This window comes from Paenibacillus azoreducens (assembly GCF_021654775.1).
GTDB lineage: Bacteria > Bacillota > Bacilli > Paenibacillales > Paenibacillaceae > Paenibacillus_AQ > Paenibacillus_AQ azoreducens.
The window spans coordinates 549,781-566,460 of record NZ_AP025343.1 but is presented as its reverse complement, the minus strand read 5'-3'; the positions used below and the strand labels follow the sequence as shown (position 1 = coordinate 566,460).

The window sequence follows — 16,680 nt, the reverse complement described above, 5'->3', positions numbered from 1 at the left end:
AAGGAGAGAAACAACATGAAGAACATTTTCAAGCGTCTACCGGTTATTACTGCTGCAGCAGCGGGTTTGCTGCTGTTCTCGGGCATCGCAAGCGCGCATGTAACCGTAAAACCGGCAGCATCCCAACCGGGAGCTTGGGAAACCTATACGATCAAGATTCCATCCGAAAAGGAAATTGCGACAACCAAAGTTACCTTGAAAGTACCCGAAGGCGTGGAATTAATGCAGTATCAGCCGGTTCCTGACTGGAAAGTTACAACCGAAAAAGACGGCTCCGGCAAAATTAGCAGCATCACCTGGAATGCAACCGGCGAAGGCATTCTGGCCGGGCAATTCCAGCAGTTTAACTTCGTGGCCCACAATCCCGACAAAGAGGCCGACGTAGCTTGGGATGCCTTCCAATACTACAAGGATGGAAGCATCGTGGAATGGACCGGAGACGAAGGCTCCGAATCCCCGCATTCCATGACGAAAATAACGACCATTGCCGGTCAACCGGTCGAAACCTCCGGACATGACCATAACGCCGGGGCTGCAGATCACAAAGATCATACGCAGCAGCAAACAGGCACAAGCAGCTCCGAAACGGCGCAAGCGGGTAGTGAAAGCTCGTCAAGCAATGGCGTACAAACTGCCACGCTTGTTGTATCCTGTGCCGCGCTTGTCCTGTCGATCATTTCGTTGATCGCCGCTTTGATCAAAAAGAAACGTTAATCCGCTTTTGCCTTCCGAGCCCGCACCTGATCAAGATGCGGGCTTTTTGTCTGCATTCGTCACGGGACCCATTTGACCGAAATTTTTTCATTATTCACGCATGATGTGACGGAAATGGAAATACATTGGTAAAGATGTACACAGCTTCCACGGAGATAAACAGCAATGACTTCATGACTTACGAAAGGAGGTCTTCATTATGATCGAGTTTCGCGGGGTATCCAAATCTTATGGCAGCTTTCAAGTTCTGCAAAATATTAATCTTCGCATTGAAGAAGGCGAAGTTGTCGTTATCATCGGTCCCTCCGGCTCCGGAAAAAGCACGCTGCTCCGCTGCATCAACCGGCTTGAAGCCATCTCCTCCGGAGAACTGATCGTTAACGGCACGCCTCTTCATGACAAGAAAGTGGACATCAACCGTTTCCGGCGCGATATCGGCATCGTTTTTCAGCATTTTAATCTGTATCCCCACAAGAAAGTGATCGATAATATTACGCTCGCACCCATGAAGGTTCTTAAACGGCCTAAGCATGAAGCAGAAGAAAGCGCTCTCTCCTATTTAATGCGGGTCGGAATTGCCGATAAAGCGCAAAGCTACCCTTCGCAGCTTTCCGGCGGCCAGCAGCAGCGGGTGGCCATCGCCCGGGGACTCGCCATGAAACCCAAAATCATGCTCTTTGACGAACCTACCTCCGCCCTCGATCCGGAAATGATCGGAGAGGTTCTGGATGTCATGCGTGCCTTGGCCCATGAAGGCATGACCATGGTCATCGTTACCCATGAAATGGGCTTTGCGAGGGAAGCCGCCGATAGGATTGTGTTTATGGACAACGGGCAGATCATTGAGGAATCACCCGCTCCGGCGTTCTTTCAGCAGCCGCGCGAGGAACGCGCACGTCTGTTTTTAAGCCGTCTGATCCGGCATTAGAACATACATATCGAAAGGGGTAGATATACAAGATGAGCAAAAAATCATGTTGGAGTGCCTTATTGCTGTTATTAGCTGTATGCCTGGTCATTGGGGGATGCGGTTCCGCCAAGAAAGGCGGTACGCTTGAAACGATCAAGGCGCGGGGAAAGGTCATTGCCGGCGTGAAATATGATACGAAGCTTTTTGGATTAAAAGACCCGGCCACAGGCAAAGTGGAAGGCTTTGATATCGATATCGCCAAAGCGCTTGCCAAGAAGATTTTCGGCGATGAAAGCAAAGTCGAGCTGAAGGAAGTTACCTCCAAAACCCGGATTCCGCTGCTGCAAAACGGGGATATCGATCTGATTATCGCCACGATGACCATCACGGACGAACGCAAAAAGCAGGTGGACTTCAGCGACGTTTATTTTCAAGCAGGCCAATCTCTTCTCGTCAAAAAGGGCAGCCCGATCCAAGGCCTCGCGGATTTGAAGCAAGGGGTCAAGGTGCTTACCGTCAAAGGATCAACATCGGCCAAGAATATCCGGGAAAAGGCCCCCAATGCCACCGTGCTTGAATTCGAAAACTATCAGGATGCATTCACCGCGCTGAAAGCCGGACAGGGAGAAGTGCTTACCACCGACAATTCCATCCTCCTCGGCATGCAGAAACAAGACCCGAATTACGTGCTGGTCGGGGGGAATTTCACCGATGAACCTTACGGCATCGCCATCAAAAAAGGGGATGAGGAGTTTGCCGGGATCGTCAATGATCTGTTAAAAGAACTGAAATCCAACGGGGAATACGATAAGCTTTACGAACATTGGATGGGCGTGAAGCCGGAGTAAGGAAACCTGCCGCCCGGGGGAGGTGCAGGTCCTTCTCCCCGGGCGCCTTCCTATGAAGCTGGAGATCCAGGAAAGGAGGGGAAAACATGACCGGAACATTCGATATCCATGTTCTGTTTGATCATTGGGACCGATTTCTCGAAGGGTTTGTCCATACGCTCGGGGCCAGTGCTATTGCCCTAGTCGGCAGCTTCATACTGGGAACGGTCATCGCCGTGATGCGCATATCGCCGGTCAAACCGCTAAACTGGCTGGGTACGGCTTATGTTGAATTTATCCGCAATATTCCGCTTTTGCTTGTCGTCTTTTTCTTTTTTCTTGGACTGCCTTCGCTCGGGTTCCCGATTGACGGTTTTACCTCCGGTACTCTCGGGCTAATGGTGTACACCGCTTCGTTTATCGCCGAGAGCATCCGCGCCGGTATCCAGTCCGTACCTTCGGGACAAACGGAGGCCGCACGCGCCACCGGACTCACTTACATCCAGACGCTGCTGCATATCGTGCTGCCCCAGGCAATCAAGATCGTGCTGCCCGCGATCAGCAACCAATTTATCAATCTGGTGAAAAACTCATCGATTCTTGCCGTTGTTGCGGGTTTCGACCTCATGTATTACGCCGATTTAATCAACGCGGACACCTTCCTGCCGCTGACGGTATATACCCTCGTCGCTCTTTTGTATCTGATTCTGACTATTCCGCTAAGCCTTGCCGTGCAACACATGGAGCGGCGATTCCGTTCGGCGGGCCGTTAGGCATAAGTTTTTTGAAAGGAGGTTTTAGGCATGGATTTCGCAGGAGCCTATTCCTGGCCGAACCTCTCCTTTATTTTGCAGGGGTTTGGCATGACCCTCCTCGTCGCAGTCCTTTCGATCCTGTTCAGCTTTATCCTTGGCACGATTCTCGGCATCATTCGTTATGCGCGGATTCCCGCTTTATCCCGGCTGCTTGCCATTCTGATCGACCTGCTGCGCAATCTGCCTCTGCTGCTGATCATTTATTTTGCCTATATCGTGCTGCCTAATCTCGGAATCAAAATGACGCCGTTCTGGGCAGCGATTACGGCATTAACCCTGTTCGAGGGCGCGATGATTTCGGAAATCGTCCGCGGCGGTTTGGCTTCGATCGACCGGGGGCAGATTGAAGCGTCGCGCTCTTCCGGACTCAGTTATATTCAGACGATGCATCACATCATCCTCCCGCAGGCATTGCGCCGGATGGTGCCGCCGCTGGTCAGCCAATTTATCTCGCTGCTGAAGGATACCTCCCTTGCCATCATCATTTCACTGCCGGAAATCATGCATAATGTACAGATTCTGCAAGGACACAGCCCGAATTACGTCATACCTGCCTTACTCCTCGCCTCGCTGCTGTATTTTACGGTAAACTATACGCTGTCGATTATTTCCCGGAGGCAAGAAGCCAAAGAGATATGAGGCCGGTCTGACCGCAGGAGCCGTTTGAGGCAGATCATTTATTCCCGTAAAATAATCTCACAAAGAGTATCGGAAAGAAATAAGGGCGCCTCTCAAAGAGGGGCGCTTTTGCGGAGCAAAAGTACTGAGTGAAGCCTATGCTTCGATGGTTATTCCAAATACTTTGCGGGGACCCCAAATAACTTAAAAAACCCCACAAAGTGACGTGTAGCCTTTGAAGCTTATTCCGATTACTTTGCGGGGACCCCAAATAACTTAAAAAACCCCACAAAGTGACGTGTAGCCTTGAAGCTTATTCCGATTACTTTGCGGGGACCCCAAATAACTTATTATCTTAAAAAAGAAGCAGGGAACCGGGTGTTGATCATCCGCGTCCCTGCTTTTCTTTTTATTTAAGCAATCTCTTTAAACGGAAGAATCCAGCGCTCTTCTTAAAAGGACGGTTCACATCCTGCGGTCGTAAATAAAGTACTCATATATACAGCTGCATACGTTTCAACGGCCATACAGGTAACGATAAAAAGGCTAAATGCGTCAAAATAGTAAATTAGCATGAAGTTACAGGCATTCGTCCTAAAAAAGCTAAAAACTCATTCGAAAAAATATGCAACATTTTGCATACATACCTCGTCTAGGATCGTGAAAGGCAAGCAGCATTAACACTAGTCTTTCATTTCCGGAAAAATTTCTCTGAACGTTCATACCTAAACCGCATATATAGGAGGAATAATCAATGAACAAAGTATACAAAGTGCTCGCTACTGCATCGATTTTGGCCATGGCTGCCGTACCGGTCGCTGCAAATGCGCAGGATGTTCCGTCCGGATCTGCACCTGAAAACAAACAATTGATCCAGAACCAAGTGAAAGTGGTTCCGGGAACGATGGGACAAATTACGAATTTCGTTAACGATAACACAGGTAAATTCATTACGGTAACAGGCCGCGGTTTGGCTCCAACGGATCAAAACCAAATCATTTTGTCCATTACCAAAGATACCAAGATTGTTGACGCCAAAGGAAAACCTGTGGCCCTGAAAACGATCGTCGACGAGAAAAAGGTCGTTAAGGCCTTCTACAATCCGAATATCACGAAAAGCCTTCCAGCCCGCGGCGCCGCGCTGACGCTTGTCGTTCAGGACCAAAGCTTTACGGCCATTGACGGGGCGGTTTCCGAAGTTCGGGAAGGCGGCATCCTGGTAAAAGGAACCGATATTTATAATAAATATGAAGATACGATTCTGCTCCACTTCGCGGACAAGGCTACCATTCTCGACCAGAACGGCAAGGCCATTACAGCCGACTCCATCAAGAAAGGCATGAGCGTAAGAGCTTTTTACGGACCTGCCGTGGCGGAGAGTTTGCCTCCGCAATCCACAACTAACTATGTCATCGTCAATACCGATAACGAAGCAAATGGCCCCGAAACCGGCCAAGAGCTGACTGCAGGCACGGAAGGCATCATTACCGATACGGCTGACGGCAAAATCACGGTGATCGGCAAGGCCATGGAAAAGGGCGGAGTCAACCACGTGATCCTTACCGTGGACGACAAAACGCAAATCGTTGACGAGGACGGCAAGGCGCTGACCAAAGACGCGCTCAAAACGGCAGTTCATGTGGATGTCACTTACAGCGGAATCATGACCATGATTTATCCTGCTCAAACCCATGCGGACAAAATCGTGGTGAAAAAAGCCGAATCCGTTAAAATCGAAGGCACCGTCAAAGCTTCGGACCGCACATCCAAGGATCAAGTGTATGTCAGCGTAGGCTCCGACGATTCCGCAGCCAACGACGTGATTCTGAATATCACCAAAGATACGCAGATCATTCCAACGGTTGGCGGCGAAACCGCACTTCGTGCAGGAACGAAAATCGTCGCTTTCCATTCGCCGATCATGACCTTATCGCTCCCTGGCATCACCAATGCCGAAGTGGTTATCGTGACTTCCGACGACAACGCCATTAAACCACGTTAATCTAGAAGAGCTCCCTTTCGCGATGAGAAAAACGTCTATCGACGTAATCTCTAGGAAGACAGACCGCGTTTAGCGGTAGCTTTTCTTGCGATATCAGGATGCGCTTCCCGGAAGTTTTTACTTTCTGATATCTTAACAAAAACCCAACCGGTTCCATTTTAGGAACGGTTGGGTTTTTTCCATTTTCACGGCTCAATGCCTAGTTGCTTTTCGGAGGGAATCCCGCCACTACGATATCTCCTCCCATTTATGTTGGATGTCCTTGAGATGCATCACGAGTTCTGCGATTAAAAAAGGTAAAAGTTGCAAAAGTAATCCATTTCATAATGCCAATTGTAGTTTGAAATCATGTTAGATAGAATCCACTTCATCATGCCAACCGCTGGTTGATCCAGTAGGTTCAAATACTCGATATCAATCCATGATGAAATGGATTCAGAGCGCAACTTTTTCAGCCAGCTGATCATGTGAAAAGGAAAATGTTGCGAAAGTGCATCCTTTTCAGGCATTTTATAGCGTGAAATGGAAAATTGTTGCGAAAGTGCATCCATTTGACCATGAATCGTCTGTTAATCCCTAAAAGCTGGGGAAAAGATGCACTTTTGCAAGCTTTCTAGCCATCATTGCCAGGAACGCTAAAATAGATGCACTTTTGCAACTTTTCAGATGGAGCAGCCAGTCAGCCAGTCAGTCATTTTTGTCATGTAGGATTTTGCTAAAACCAAAAAACGAATTCAAGAATCCATTTCATAATGCCGCTGTTCAAATACCCTTAATATTATTCATTATGGAATTGATTTAAAGTGCATTTTTTCCAGGAGCATATGATCTGTTTAAAGAAAAAACTTGCGAAAGCGCAGGCTTTCAAAAAATATTCGTTTAGTTCGATAATAATGAGAAAAAATTGATGCGCTTTCGCAAGCATTTATGAAAGATCGGAGGGAAACGCTCTAAATAATTGCACTTCTGCAGTTCTTTAAGTTTTATAAAGATGCTGATGGAGGTACCGAACGAGTGCTGATATGATGCTGGCAGGGAAAGTTATCATTCTTCAATTTTTACTTGGTCTCCAGCTTCGCCTGCTCCACTCTCTTCAGCGCCGCATCATACGTGTCGATCAGCTTCTGTACGCCCAGGCCATTGATTTCCTCCACATATTTATTCCATTCGCCCAGGCTTCTTGTGCCCAGCACGAATTTGGAGAAACTCTCTTCCCGGTATTTTTTCACGGCCTGCCCAGTCACCGAAAGGACTTCATTTTCCGCATCCGTAAAGGCCGGCTTCGGCTGCATGGCAGGCGGATCATATTTGGCGGCCTCTTCATACGCCTTTTTCAGATCCGGAGAAAACAGAGACAGATGCGCGTTGTAATCGATCCACGTATACGTGCCGCTCGTCTGCAGTCCCGTCTCCTTCCGCATTTCCGTCACATCCGTAAATTCGGGTTTGAATTTCTTTTGCCCGTTTTCTTCGGTATACGTTTCGCCATCCTTGCCCCAACTGCTTAACGTCCGTCCCTCTTCGCTGTAGAAAAAGTCCATATATTTCATGATGTCATCTTTATGCTTGGAGGTGGAAGCGACCGTCAAACCGCCCTCCAGATAGTGGAAGTACGGATTCTCAGGTTTCATGCCGGCCAGACCTGCCGGCGGCGCCATAAATTGCAGGCTGTATTCCGGATTGTCTTTGCGCATGGCATTGTTGAAAAAGTCGACGCGGCTGATGTAATCGATCGTTATAAACGACTGACCCGTGGACATGACATCCTGCCACTGCTTGGTTTGGATCGAAAGGAAATCCGGCGGAATGAGCCCTTCCTTGTAGAATGTATGCCACATGCCGACCATCGCCTTGTAATGATCTTCCGTCGGTCCGAACTTCCATTTCTTTTCGTCGAAATTATAATAGACATCCGTGCCGCTGCCGAAGTTGGTCGTCAGATTCGCCATCATTTCATCCGGGATTTGGCCAAAACGCATGGACAGCGGGTAGCTGTCCGGGTACAGCTCCTTCAGCTTTTTCAGCACCTGATGCAGTTCTTCATAGGTTGTGGGTACGGCAAGCCCGTGTTTTTTGAAAATATCCTCGCGGTACAGCCAGATCATCCGGTTCGTTTCCCCGAAGCCCTGGTTCGGAAACATATACATTTTCCCGTCGGCGGAAAGCGCCGCTTTCGCTTCTTCCGGGTACTGCTCCATCCATTTTTTCAGGTTCGGCATCTGGTCCACGTGGTCGAGAATATTTTCCAAAGCTCCCTGGTCGCCGTATTTATTGGAGTCGCGCCGGCTGGACATGTACATCAAATCCGGCAGATTACCCGAGGCCATCACAAGATTAAGGGTGTCGCTCAGCTTTCCCGACGGCGTTTGGACATTTAAAGTTACTCCCGTTTTCTCTTTGATCCATTTCCAGATCGGCCAATCCTTGCTGTACGGGAACGTCGCATTGTTATCCAAAAGAGCGGTTAACGTGACCCCTTCGCTCTGAGGTTTCGGGGCGGCTTCCGTCTCGTTCGGCATCTTTGCCTCCGAAGATTTCTCGGCGCCCGAAGAGCATCCCGCTATCGCCAATACAACCAATAGCACTGCGATCAGGCCCTTATACGGCCACTTTTTCCCCATGAATATAATCCCCCTTTGAACTTTTCGTTTTTTGAGTGGACTTCGAACCTGCATTGAATCCGGCTCTTGATCTTTGTTTCAACTTCCACTGCGCCCGTTCTTTATGATTATCCCTTCACGGCGCCGACCATGGAACCTTTAACGAAATACTTCTGCACGAAGGGATATATAATCAGAATCGGGAGCGTGGAAACCATAATCGTGGCATACTTAAGCGAATCCTCAACCACGAGATTATCCCCGCCGATTTGCGTGACCTGTCCGGAGCTGACGCTCCCGGCAAGAACGAGATTGCGCAGAAGCACCTGCAGCGGGAACAGTTCCTGGCTTCTCAAGTATAAAAGCGGATACAAAAAATTGTTCCAGATTCCCACCGCGTAAAAAAGTGAAATCGTTGCAAACACAGGTTTGGACAACGGTACGATGATCCGAAAAAAAATGCCGATATCGTTCAGTCCGTCGATCCGTCCCGACTCCTCAAGCTCTTTCGGAATCCCGCTGAAGAAGGTCCGCATCAAAATCAGGTTCCAGGTGCTGACGGCTCCCGGCAAAACCATGCCCCAAATCGTATCCACCAGCCCAAGCGAGCGGACAACCAGAAACGTGGGAATCATGCCGCCGCCGAAAAACATCGTAAACACAATCATTAGCGTAAAACCCCGGTGAAAGGTCATGTCTTTGCGCGACAATGCGTATGCGCCCATTGAAGTCACCAGCATGGCGATGGCTGTACCCAGCACCGTGTAAATGATGGTATTGCGGTAAGACGTCCAAATGTTCGGATCGCCCAAAACCAGTTCGTACATCCGCAGGTTCCAGCCTTTCGGCCACAGGGTAACCTCCCCTTTCATCACATACACGTCGCTGCTGAGCGACACCGCAAGCATATACACAAACGGATACAGCATCACGAAGGCGAGCAGCAGCATAAGCAGCGTGTTGAAAATAGCAAACAGGCTGATGCGGCTTTGCATGCGTCCGGTTTTCACCATAAGCTCGTTCCCCCTAACCGCCTGCTGAAATAGTTGGCCGAAAATATGAAAATAAAGCTGATTACGCCCATAAACAAATCGATGGCGGATGCATAACTGAAGTTGCCCTGCTCCATGCCGACGCGGTATACATACGTGCTGATAATATCCGCTGTGCTGTAAACTGCAGGATTATACATCAGGAACACTTTTTCGAAACCGATCTCAAGCACCTTGCCGATGTTCAAAATGAGAACGATCATGATGGTCGGCGCTATGCCCGGAAGAGTCACATGCCACAGCTTCCTCCATCTTCCGGCTCCATCGATTCCCGCCGCTTCATAAAGCTGCGGATCCACGGCCGTCAGTGCGGCCAAGTAAATGATCGTCTCCCAGCCGATATGCTGCCAAATCTCCGAGATGACGTAAATCGGCCGGAACAGCCCGGGTTCCATCATAAAATTGACCGGACTTCCGCCAAAAGCGGTAATCAGTTTGTTCACGATGCCGCCTGTCGGCGACAGAAACATGATGACCATGCTGGCAACGATCACGTTCGAAATAAAATGCGGCAAATAGCTGAAGGTTTGGACCCATTTTTTAAAGACGGCATTCTTGATCTCATTCATCAGCAGCGCGAGAATAATCGGCGCGGGAAAGCCAAACACCAGCTTGTAGACTCCCAGCAAAACCGTGTTCTTCATCAAGACCCAAAAGTCCGGATTGCTGAAAAACATGCGGTAATACTTTAGACCAACCCAATCGCTCGCCCAAATCCCCTTAAAAACATTATAGTTTTTGAAGGTGATGACCAGTCCAAACATCGGAGCATATTTGAATAACAAATAATATACCAGGCAGGGCAGGAAGAGCAGCCAAAGATATTTGCTCCGCCGAAAGGCCCTAGCCATCCGCCCCTTTCCTGTTCCCGGACGGACGCGAGATCGTACCCCCGGTGTAATAACGGCGCCTGCCAGATCCGTCTCGGCCGGTTTCATTTTTATTTCGCACCTCCCTATGTCAAATACAATTTCATTCCTGTACCGACAGCATAATGGATGGCCCTGGGAAAAATAAATCGGCATGTTTGCGGCGCCATCCCCTTTTTTTCGGGTGAGTGTAAAGGTTGTAGAGAATCCTGAAAAGGTGAATATTGTGTGAATGCGGAAATAAATCTTATGATATAGTCACTTTAAGAAGTAGTTCAAAAAGTCCGCTTTTGATAAGAAAACCAATCGAGGCTCAATCAAGGATGAAAGGGCCGCGATTCAACGGTAGGTTTTCTTGCGATATAGAATTTCATCAGCGTAGCTAGATAACGAATAAATTCTATATCTAACACGAAGTGAATCAGGAAGCAGGTTCGACATCGAATCTTGAATTCAGCCGGGCCTTCCGGTGCTCACGTACCTCCATGTACGCTCCGCTCCTTTCGTCCCTAGCTTCATCCAACTCAAGCGTTTTGAAAAAACGCACATCGGAAGCCTATGCTTCGGTGCTGAAAACCGGCCTTTTTGAATTCGCACTTTAAAAGTCCGCCGCTTGCCTTTCCGGCCCATATGCCATGGAGGTGTTCATCTTATGTCGCTCGTTCTGAAAAAGTTGCTCGGGTTTCCCTCGCTTTTTACCAAGCTGTTGTCCGGTTTCCTTGCCGTTATTCTGCTGCTGACCGCTTTTAATCTTGTTTCCTTCTTTTATCTGAAGCGGCAGATTCACAACGAAATCGTCAAATACAACGAACTGGGCATGAACCATGCCGCCCGAGGTTATGAAAACCAATTCCGGCTGACCCGGGAGATGGTACTTGGTTTGAATCAGGACCCGCTGTGGACGGCGTATGTCAACCTGCTGCGGCAGGTGAAGGACAACCGGGCTTACGGTTATGTCAATGACGTGATCGCGGGAATGAAACGTCTGTATACGAATCCTTTTTTCGATATGGATAATCTCATTATTTATTTTCAAAAGGATCATTACGTAGTGGAGAAGGACGGGACGAGCAGCGCAAAAGCAATGTTTGGCACCTATTATGAAAGTCCGTCCTACACGCCGGCATTTTGGAAGGAGCAATTTGATGAGGCTTATGCGTTCAAGGTTTTCCCTGCGGCCCGATTTTTCGAGCAAATGCCGGGTTCCACCCGTTCGAAAGGAAATCTGATGCCTGTCGTAATCAAGATGACCCCGTACAAAGATATGTATCTGATTGCCATGCTGGATGCGGAGGGACTCGCACGGGATTTGCAATCCGCATTAAACGGAAGCTTTTACATCCTTGACCCGGAAGGCCGTCCGCTGTACGCTCCTGCAGCCGGGCCCAGCGTTTCCGCTTTGCCCGACTTTGCCTCGTTTGATGAGAAACAATCGTTTATTCAAACAGGCGACTCTTATTATTTTTACAAGAAAGGGAAGGATACCGGCTTCTTGTATGTCAACAAGGTCCCGCTTCAAAGCATTTCGGCCCAGCTTCTGAAGTTGAATCTTCTCCTTCTGTCGCTGCTGGCCGTCGTAGGGCTGCTTATCATTCTAACTTATGTCTTCAGCCGCAGGGTGCATCTTCCCATTCGCATCATGGTGGACACCCTCCGCAAGGATGAGCCCGAACCTACGCCAGGACCTGTACGGGAAATCGAGCTGATCAGCAGAAGGGTGATGCATATGCGTTCCACGCATCAGCGTATATCGAGGGATCTGGCCCGCAAAAACTCCATTCTCCGCCATTACGCTTATGTCAACCGCTTGAAAAACATCCACATGAATCTCAGCGAGCTCAGGGAGCTGGCGGATGCCAGCCTGCCTTATGTCATGATCGTTTATCAAATCATATTTAAGGAGGGGTATGCCGAATATCATCTGGAGCAGGAGAAGGGCGCTTATTATATCCGGGAATATATCGACCATATTTGGCAGCAGTCCTATCCGGAATCGGTTACGATCCAGACCGAACCGCAGCAAGTGCTTTCCATCGTGTTTTTGCCAAACGAATCCATGGAAACGGATACATCGCTTCGCCATTTGCAGGGGGTATTCAATCTGGATCGCGGATCCTATCTCGTGACGATGGCCGAAAGTCCGGTTCAGCCCGCGGGTGCGCCGTTTACGGCCGCCTATTCCCAGGTGACGAGTATGCTGAGAAAGCGTATGCTCCGCGATCAAACCCAGTGGATTCGTCCGGGGGACGGCGATCCCGAAAAAGAGGGCGGCTGCTTCAAAGCGCTGTGGGAGCAGGAATTTCAAAACCGGCTGCTGAGCGGAAGCGAAGAAAGCATCCAGGAGTGGATTCGCAAAAGCTTGGCCATGCTGGAGAAAAAGGGCGCGCTTGCCCGGGATTACCACCGTTTCGCCAAGGATGTCGCGGGCGAGCTCGACAAACTGCTGCGCAGCCTTAATCTTACCGCCGCCTATGAAGCTGCACACGTTCCGCCGCTGGATGTAACCTTGGACTTCTACAGCCCGGATCAATACGATACTTGGTTCCGCAGGCTGCTCGATCCGGCGCTTCAATTGATCCGGCGCAAGACGGAGAATCATGATCCGATTACTTCCTTTGTGATGACTTATATCAATGATCATCTGGAGGAGGATATCAATCTGGACATGATGGCCGACAAGCTGAACATTACGTCAGGGTACCTGTCCTCCTATTTTAAAGAAAAAACCGGACTGAATTTCAGCGATTACCTCAACGATATCCGCATCCGGACGGCGAAGGATATGCTGCAAAACCTCGATCTCCGCATTCAGGATGTCGCAGCCCGGGTCGGCTACCAAAACGTAAATTCATTTATTCGCATGTTTAAGCGGCAGGCCGGCATGACGCCGGGAGAGTACCGGAAAAAATATGCTTCTTGAGCCTGATCATACGCCTGTGTTCGACATATATCCGTGGACTATAAATTGCTTCATGTATCCGTATCAGCCAATTAATCAAATGCTTATGATCGAAACTGTAATCATGCACCTGTTATTAGTTTGTAAGTTCACCGGTGCCAATGAGACGGTATTGGGATTTGTGGGGCAGAATGGCGCCGGCAAGTCCACAACCATGTTTCCTGCCGCGGATAGCTGCATACAGCTTGCCATATGCAAAAACGGGACTGTCCCTCTGACTTCTCAGCAGGGAACAGTCCTGTTTTTATTAGGGGCGCGAAATGTTATTTAACCCGCATCCGGATGGCGGTACATCAATCGCCCCTGCTTATACGTCTCCAGAATCCGGATTTTCCCCTGCTCAAGCGCAAATATTGCGATATCGGCCGGTGCGCCTGGCGTCAGCCCTGCACTGGTAGGCAAATTCATGAGCCGTGAAGGTCTGACCGAAGCCATGTCCCATGCTTCCCCCAGGCTGCAGATTCCCGCCGACCACATATGACCGATCCCGGCCGCAAGCGGCAAGGCCGATCCGGCCAATAGGGCCGGTTGTCCGGTAAGATGCAGCCGGCCCTGCTCCGTCAGCGTAACATTGCCTCCAACGGGTGTTTCATACACCCCCGGCGGCATACCGGCCAGACTGACGGCATCGCTTACCAGAATCAGCCGCTCGCCTTTCACCTTATGCGCTACCTTTAGGAAGGCGTCGGGGAGATGAAACCCGTCGGCGATCACGCTCGCCCACAGCCGTTCCTCCGCCAGCTGATCCCAGATGTAATGCGGGTGGCGCGGCAGCACGGGATGTGCGCCATTTCCCAAATGGGTGGACAGGCGTGCCCCCGCTGCAGCCGCCAGCCCGATCTGGCCGGCTGTTGCCGCCGTATGCCCGATGGCCGGGACGATGCCGTTGTCCGCGCAGCGGATGATAAACGCTTCGCTCTCCGGCCATTCCGGGGACAACGTCAGGATGCGGATGCGTCCGCCGGCCGCCTGCTGCCATTCTTCCAGGCTGTCGCAATCGGGCGCCCTGACGAAGATGCGGTCATGGGCTCCGCGCGGCCCGTCTTCTCTGGATATAAACGGACCTTCCAAATGAATGCCCGCAATATTATGCATCATGCCGGTGTCGCGCCCTTCCCGTTCAAGCCGGCGGCAGGCCCTGTCAATCGCCTCAAGCCCTCGTTGTATGGACTCATCCGCTCCCGTGATAATCGTCGGATAAAAGGTGGTGACTCCTTCAGCCCACAACCGATCGCAAAGCGCCAGAACCTCCTCTTCCGATAAGTCCGGGACGTTCAGGTCCATGCCCGCGTAACCGTTGATCTGCAAATCGACCAGCCCCGGCGCAATCCATGGCAGCGTCTCTTCCCCATACTTTCCGGCTCCGTCCGCTGCCGCAAAGCTTCTGCAGCCGACAATGATTCCGCCCGCAATATCAAGCGCGATCGGCTCACCCGTCCGGTAATGCCTTCCAGCTAAGAAGGAACCGGAAAACCGAATGTTGTCCTTTTCCATCATTCTACCGTCTCCCATAAGATTTGCTTGTTATGGTCGCGCTACTCTTCCGCTTATCCCCCCGGACTGGAATCCCGGTCCAGATACAGGCGGCAGTCTTGATGTGTCCTGAGAACCGAGGCCGGGCAAGCGGTAGATACCGGCCCCTCCAGCGCTTCCCGCACTGCATGTTGTTTGGATGCTCCCGGTACTACGCAGAACAACTGCTTGGCAGACAACAGAGCAGGGATCGTCAGAGTCAGCGCATGTTCAGGCACATCTTTCAGCCGGGCAAAACAGCCGTCATGAACCTGCTGCTGGCGGCATTTGGTATCCAACCGGACGATTTTGACCATTTCGGGGTCCTCAAAATCAGCTACCGGCGGATCATTAAAAGCCAGATGCCCGTTCTCGCCGATCCCGAGGCAAACGATGTCGATCGGCGCCTCCCGCAGCAGGGATGCATAACGTTCACATTCCTTGGCAGGATCGGCGCTGCCGTCGATCAGATGAACCCACCCCGGATGAACGCGGATGAACAACCGCGTGCCCAGAAAGATGCCGAAGCGTTGCGGGGCGGCTGGATCAAGCCCGATATATTCGTCCATATGAAATGCCGTTACCCGCTTCCAATCGATCCCCTCCGCTTCCCCCAGGTAATGGAGAAACTCATTCTGGGAAGGCGCGGCGGCAAAAACGATCCGGACATGATCCTGCATGGCCAGCTTGCTCCTTAGCGCGGCGGCGGCTTCCTCGGCGGCCGCCCTCCCCATCTCGTCGCGGGTGGCATATTGCCTGATCCGGAGCCTGTCTTGGATCCATTCCTTCTCGGCAGATGGAGTTCCCAGCATATTGCTCCCCCTCCTTTAGATTGTGATATGAACACGAATGTGTTGAACGCGAGACACTGCTTTCAAACAACAATCCCCGGCGAATTCACAGGCTTTTCTGTTCAAGCTGTTTCAGCAGATGAAGAAAGCTCTCCAAGCATTCCTTCGTCGCAGCTTCGCCGCCTGCGGAAAAGTCGTATCCCGCAGGGCGTTTTAATTGCTCTTCACTCAACGTGGATTGAAGCCGGTAATGGGTCTCGACGACAAGCCATCCGTCGTACCCGTCCGCAATCAGCCGGGCCAGCAGTTGTTCATAACCAACCTCACCCGTGCCGATGGCAACGGCTTCCGTCCGGTCATGCTCCCGTACGGCATCTTTCAAATGAATATGGCAGATATGGCCGCGGAGCGCTTCATACCCATCCGGGAAAGGCAGCTCCCCGTCCGGGTCCCATAAATGGTTGCCAGGATCATACAATGCCTGAACCCGCGGAGAACCCACAGCCCGAACGAGCGCTCCGACCTTTGCCCCATTGGTGGCAAACACGGACGGATCCGGCTCCAAGGCAAAGACCAGGTCGTATTCCTCCATAACGGACGCCGCTTGCCGCAATTCCTCCGCAATCGCCGGAAAGACCGCGCCGAAATCACCGTCCGCCCAGAAACTGAAGCCCCGCAGAAGGCGGGCATCCAGCCGCCGCGCCAGTTCGGCGTATTTGCGGAGCATGCGGTGATGGGCGGCCACCTCCTCAATGTTTTTCAAGTGGCTTTTAAACACCGGCGTGGACAATGCGCAGATACTTAACCCTGCGTCATGGATCATGGCGGCGATTTCCTCCAGCCTTCGCTCGCTAATCCGGTGCAGCTGCTTCCCGTCTACCGAACGGAGCTCCAGCCCTTGAAGCCCGTATTGTTTGGCAATTCGGATCGCATCTCCCACGTCTTGCGAGATCTCATCTGTAATTACTCCCAGCCTGAATGGCGGCATCGTGTTTCCGGCCTCCTTTTTCC

General features: G+C 50.9%; 13 protein-coding genes. 7 read left to right on the top strand and 6 right to left on the bottom strand.

Annotated features, from left to right (window positions below; genetic code table 11):
- Positions 1 to 15: 15 nt before the first annotated feature.
- The 6 genes from L6442_RS02390 (at position 16) to L6442_RS02365 (ending at position 5,886) form a co-directional block, all read left to right on the top strand.
- On the top strand, positions 16 to 714 hold the full coding sequence (locus L6442_RS02390; protein WP_212978329.1) for a YcnI family copper-binding membrane protein: 699 nt from the start codon (positions 16 to 18) through the stop codon (positions 712 to 714).
- A gap of 199 nt (positions 715 to 913) precedes the next feature.
- The gene (locus tag L6442_RS02385; protein ID WP_212978330.1) at positions 914 to 1,642 is read left to right on the top strand and encodes an amino acid ABC transporter ATP-binding protein; all 729 of its coding nucleotides are present in this window, start codon (positions 914 to 916) and stop codon (positions 1,640 to 1,642) included.
- Positions 1,643 to 1,674: 32 nt separating this feature from the next.
- Complete coding sequence (locus L6442_RS02380; RefSeq protein ID WP_212978331.1) at positions 1,675 to 2,472, top strand: ABC transporter substrate-binding protein; 798 nt, start codon at positions 1,675 to 1,677, stop codon at positions 2,470 to 2,472.
- An 86-nt stretch (positions 2,473 to 2,558) separates the two neighbouring features.
- Entirely contained in the window at positions 2,559 to 3,224 is a 666-nt protein-coding gene (locus L6442_RS02375; protein ID WP_212978332.1) for an amino acid ABC transporter permease, read from the top strand.
- A 30-nt stretch (positions 3,225 to 3,254) separates the two neighbouring features.
- Positions 3,255 to 3,905, top strand: coding sequence for an amino acid ABC transporter permease (locus L6442_RS02370; protein WP_212978333.1), 651 nt, complete (start codon positions 3,255 to 3,257; stop codon positions 3,903 to 3,905).
- 733 nt (positions 3,906 to 4,638) lie between these two features.
- Entirely contained in the window at positions 4,639 to 5,886 is a 1,248-nt protein-coding gene (locus L6442_RS02365) for a peptidase (protein ID WP_212978334.1), read from the top strand.
- Between the two features lie 1,058 nt (positions 5,887 to 6,944).
- Here L6442_RS02365 and L6442_RS02360 read toward each other — a convergent pair.
- From L6442_RS02360 to L6442_RS02350, 3 genes are all read right to left on the bottom strand, one after another.
- Positions 6,945 to 8,507: an extracellular solute-binding protein gene (locus L6442_RS02360; RefSeq protein ID WP_212978335.1), complete on the bottom strand. Its 1,563-nt coding sequence runs from the start codon at positions 8,505 to 8,507 to the stop codon at positions 6,945 to 6,947.
- A gap of 107 nt (positions 8,508 to 8,614) precedes the next feature.
- Positions 8,615 to 9,481: a carbohydrate ABC transporter permease gene (locus L6442_RS02355; RefSeq protein ID WP_194233528.1), complete on the bottom strand. Its 867-nt coding sequence runs from the start codon at positions 9,479 to 9,481 to the stop codon at positions 8,615 to 8,617.
- 11 nt (positions 9,482 to 9,492) lie between these two features.
- A complete protein-coding gene (locus L6442_RS02350) occupies positions 9,493 to 10,389 on the bottom strand; it encodes an ABC transporter permease (RefSeq protein WP_212978425.1) in 897 nt (298 codons plus the stop codon).
- Between the two features lie 670 nt (positions 10,390 to 11,059).
- Between L6442_RS02350 and L6442_RS02345 the strand changes: the two genes are divergently transcribed.
- Positions 11,060 to 13,327 (top strand): helix-turn-helix domain-containing protein, encoded by a 2,268-nt coding sequence (locus tag L6442_RS02345; protein ID WP_212978336.1) that lies wholly within the window; start codon positions 11,060 to 11,062, stop codon positions 13,325 to 13,327.
- A 306-nt stretch (positions 13,328 to 13,633) separates the two neighbouring features.
- On the opposite strand, the gene L6442_RS02340 is transcribed toward L6442_RS02345, so the two are convergent.
- The 3 genes from L6442_RS02340 to L6442_RS02330 all read right to left on the bottom strand — a co-directional run bounded on the left by L6442_RS02340 (position 13,634) and on the right by L6442_RS02330 (position 16,657).
- On the bottom strand, positions 13,634 to 14,863 hold the full coding sequence (locus L6442_RS02340; protein ID WP_237100186.1) for an N-acetylglucosamine-6-phosphate deacetylase: 1,230 nt from the start codon (positions 14,861 to 14,863) through the stop codon (positions 13,634 to 13,636).
- 50 nt (positions 14,864 to 14,913) lie between these two features.
- Entirely contained in the window at positions 14,914 to 15,690 is a 777-nt protein-coding gene (locus L6442_RS02335; protein WP_212978337.1) for a glucosamine-6-phosphate deaminase, read from the bottom strand.
- Between the two features lie 85 nt (positions 15,691 to 15,775).
- Entirely contained in the window at positions 15,776 to 16,657 is an 882-nt protein-coding gene (locus tag L6442_RS02330) for a sugar phosphate isomerase/epimerase family protein (RefSeq protein WP_212978338.1), read from the bottom strand.
- Between the last annotated feature and the right edge of the window lie 23 nt (positions 16,658 to 16,680).

Bases quoted from the DNA above. Each gene is read 5' to 3' on its own strand.
- L6442_RS02390 (WP_212978329.1), top strand. From the start codon at position 16: ATGAAGAACATTTTCAAGCGTCTACCGGTTATTACTGCTGCAGCAGCG.
- L6442_RS02385 (WP_212978330.1), top strand. From the start codon at position 914: ATGATCGAGTTTCGCGGGGTATCCAAATCTTATGGCAGCTTTCAAGTT.
- L6442_RS02380 (WP_212978331.1), top strand. From the start codon at position 1,675: ATGAGCAAAAAATCATGTTGGAGTGCCTTATTGCTGTTATTAGCTGTA.
- L6442_RS02375 (WP_212978332.1), top strand. From the start codon at position 2,559: ATGACCGGAACATTCGATATCCATGTTCTGTTTGATCATTGGGACCGA.
- L6442_RS02370 (WP_212978333.1), top strand. From the start codon at position 3,255: ATGGATTTCGCAGGAGCCTATTCCTGGCCGAACCTCTCCTTTATTTTG.
- L6442_RS02365 (WP_212978334.1), top strand. From the start codon at position 4,639: ATGAACAAAGTATACAAAGTGCTCGCTACTGCATCGATTTTGGCCATG.
- L6442_RS02360 (WP_212978335.1), bottom strand. From the start codon at position 8,507: ATGGGGAAAAAGTGGCCGTATAAGGGCCTGATCGCAGTGCTATTGGTT.
- L6442_RS02355 (WP_194233528.1), bottom strand. From the start codon at position 9,481: ATGCAAAGCCGCATCAGCCTGTTTGCTATTTTCAACACGCTGCTTATG.
- L6442_RS02350 (WP_212978425.1), bottom strand. From the start codon at position 10,389: ATGGCTAGGGCCTTTCGGCGGAGCAAATATCTTTGGCTGCTCTTCCTG.
- L6442_RS02345 (WP_212978336.1), top strand. From the start codon at position 11,060: ATGTCGCTCGTTCTGAAAAAGTTGCTCGGGTTTCCCTCGCTTTTTACC.
- L6442_RS02340 (WP_237100186.1), bottom strand. From the start codon at position 14,863: ATGATGGAAAAGGACAACATTCGGTTTTCCGGTTCCTTCTTAGCTGGA.
- L6442_RS02335 (WP_212978337.1), bottom strand. From the start codon at position 15,690: ATGCTGGGAACTCCATCTGCCGAGAAGGAATGGATCCAAGACAGGCTC.
- L6442_RS02330 (WP_212978338.1), bottom strand. From the start codon at position 16,657: ATGCCGCCATTCAGGCTGGGAGTAATTACAGATGAGATCTCGCAAGAC.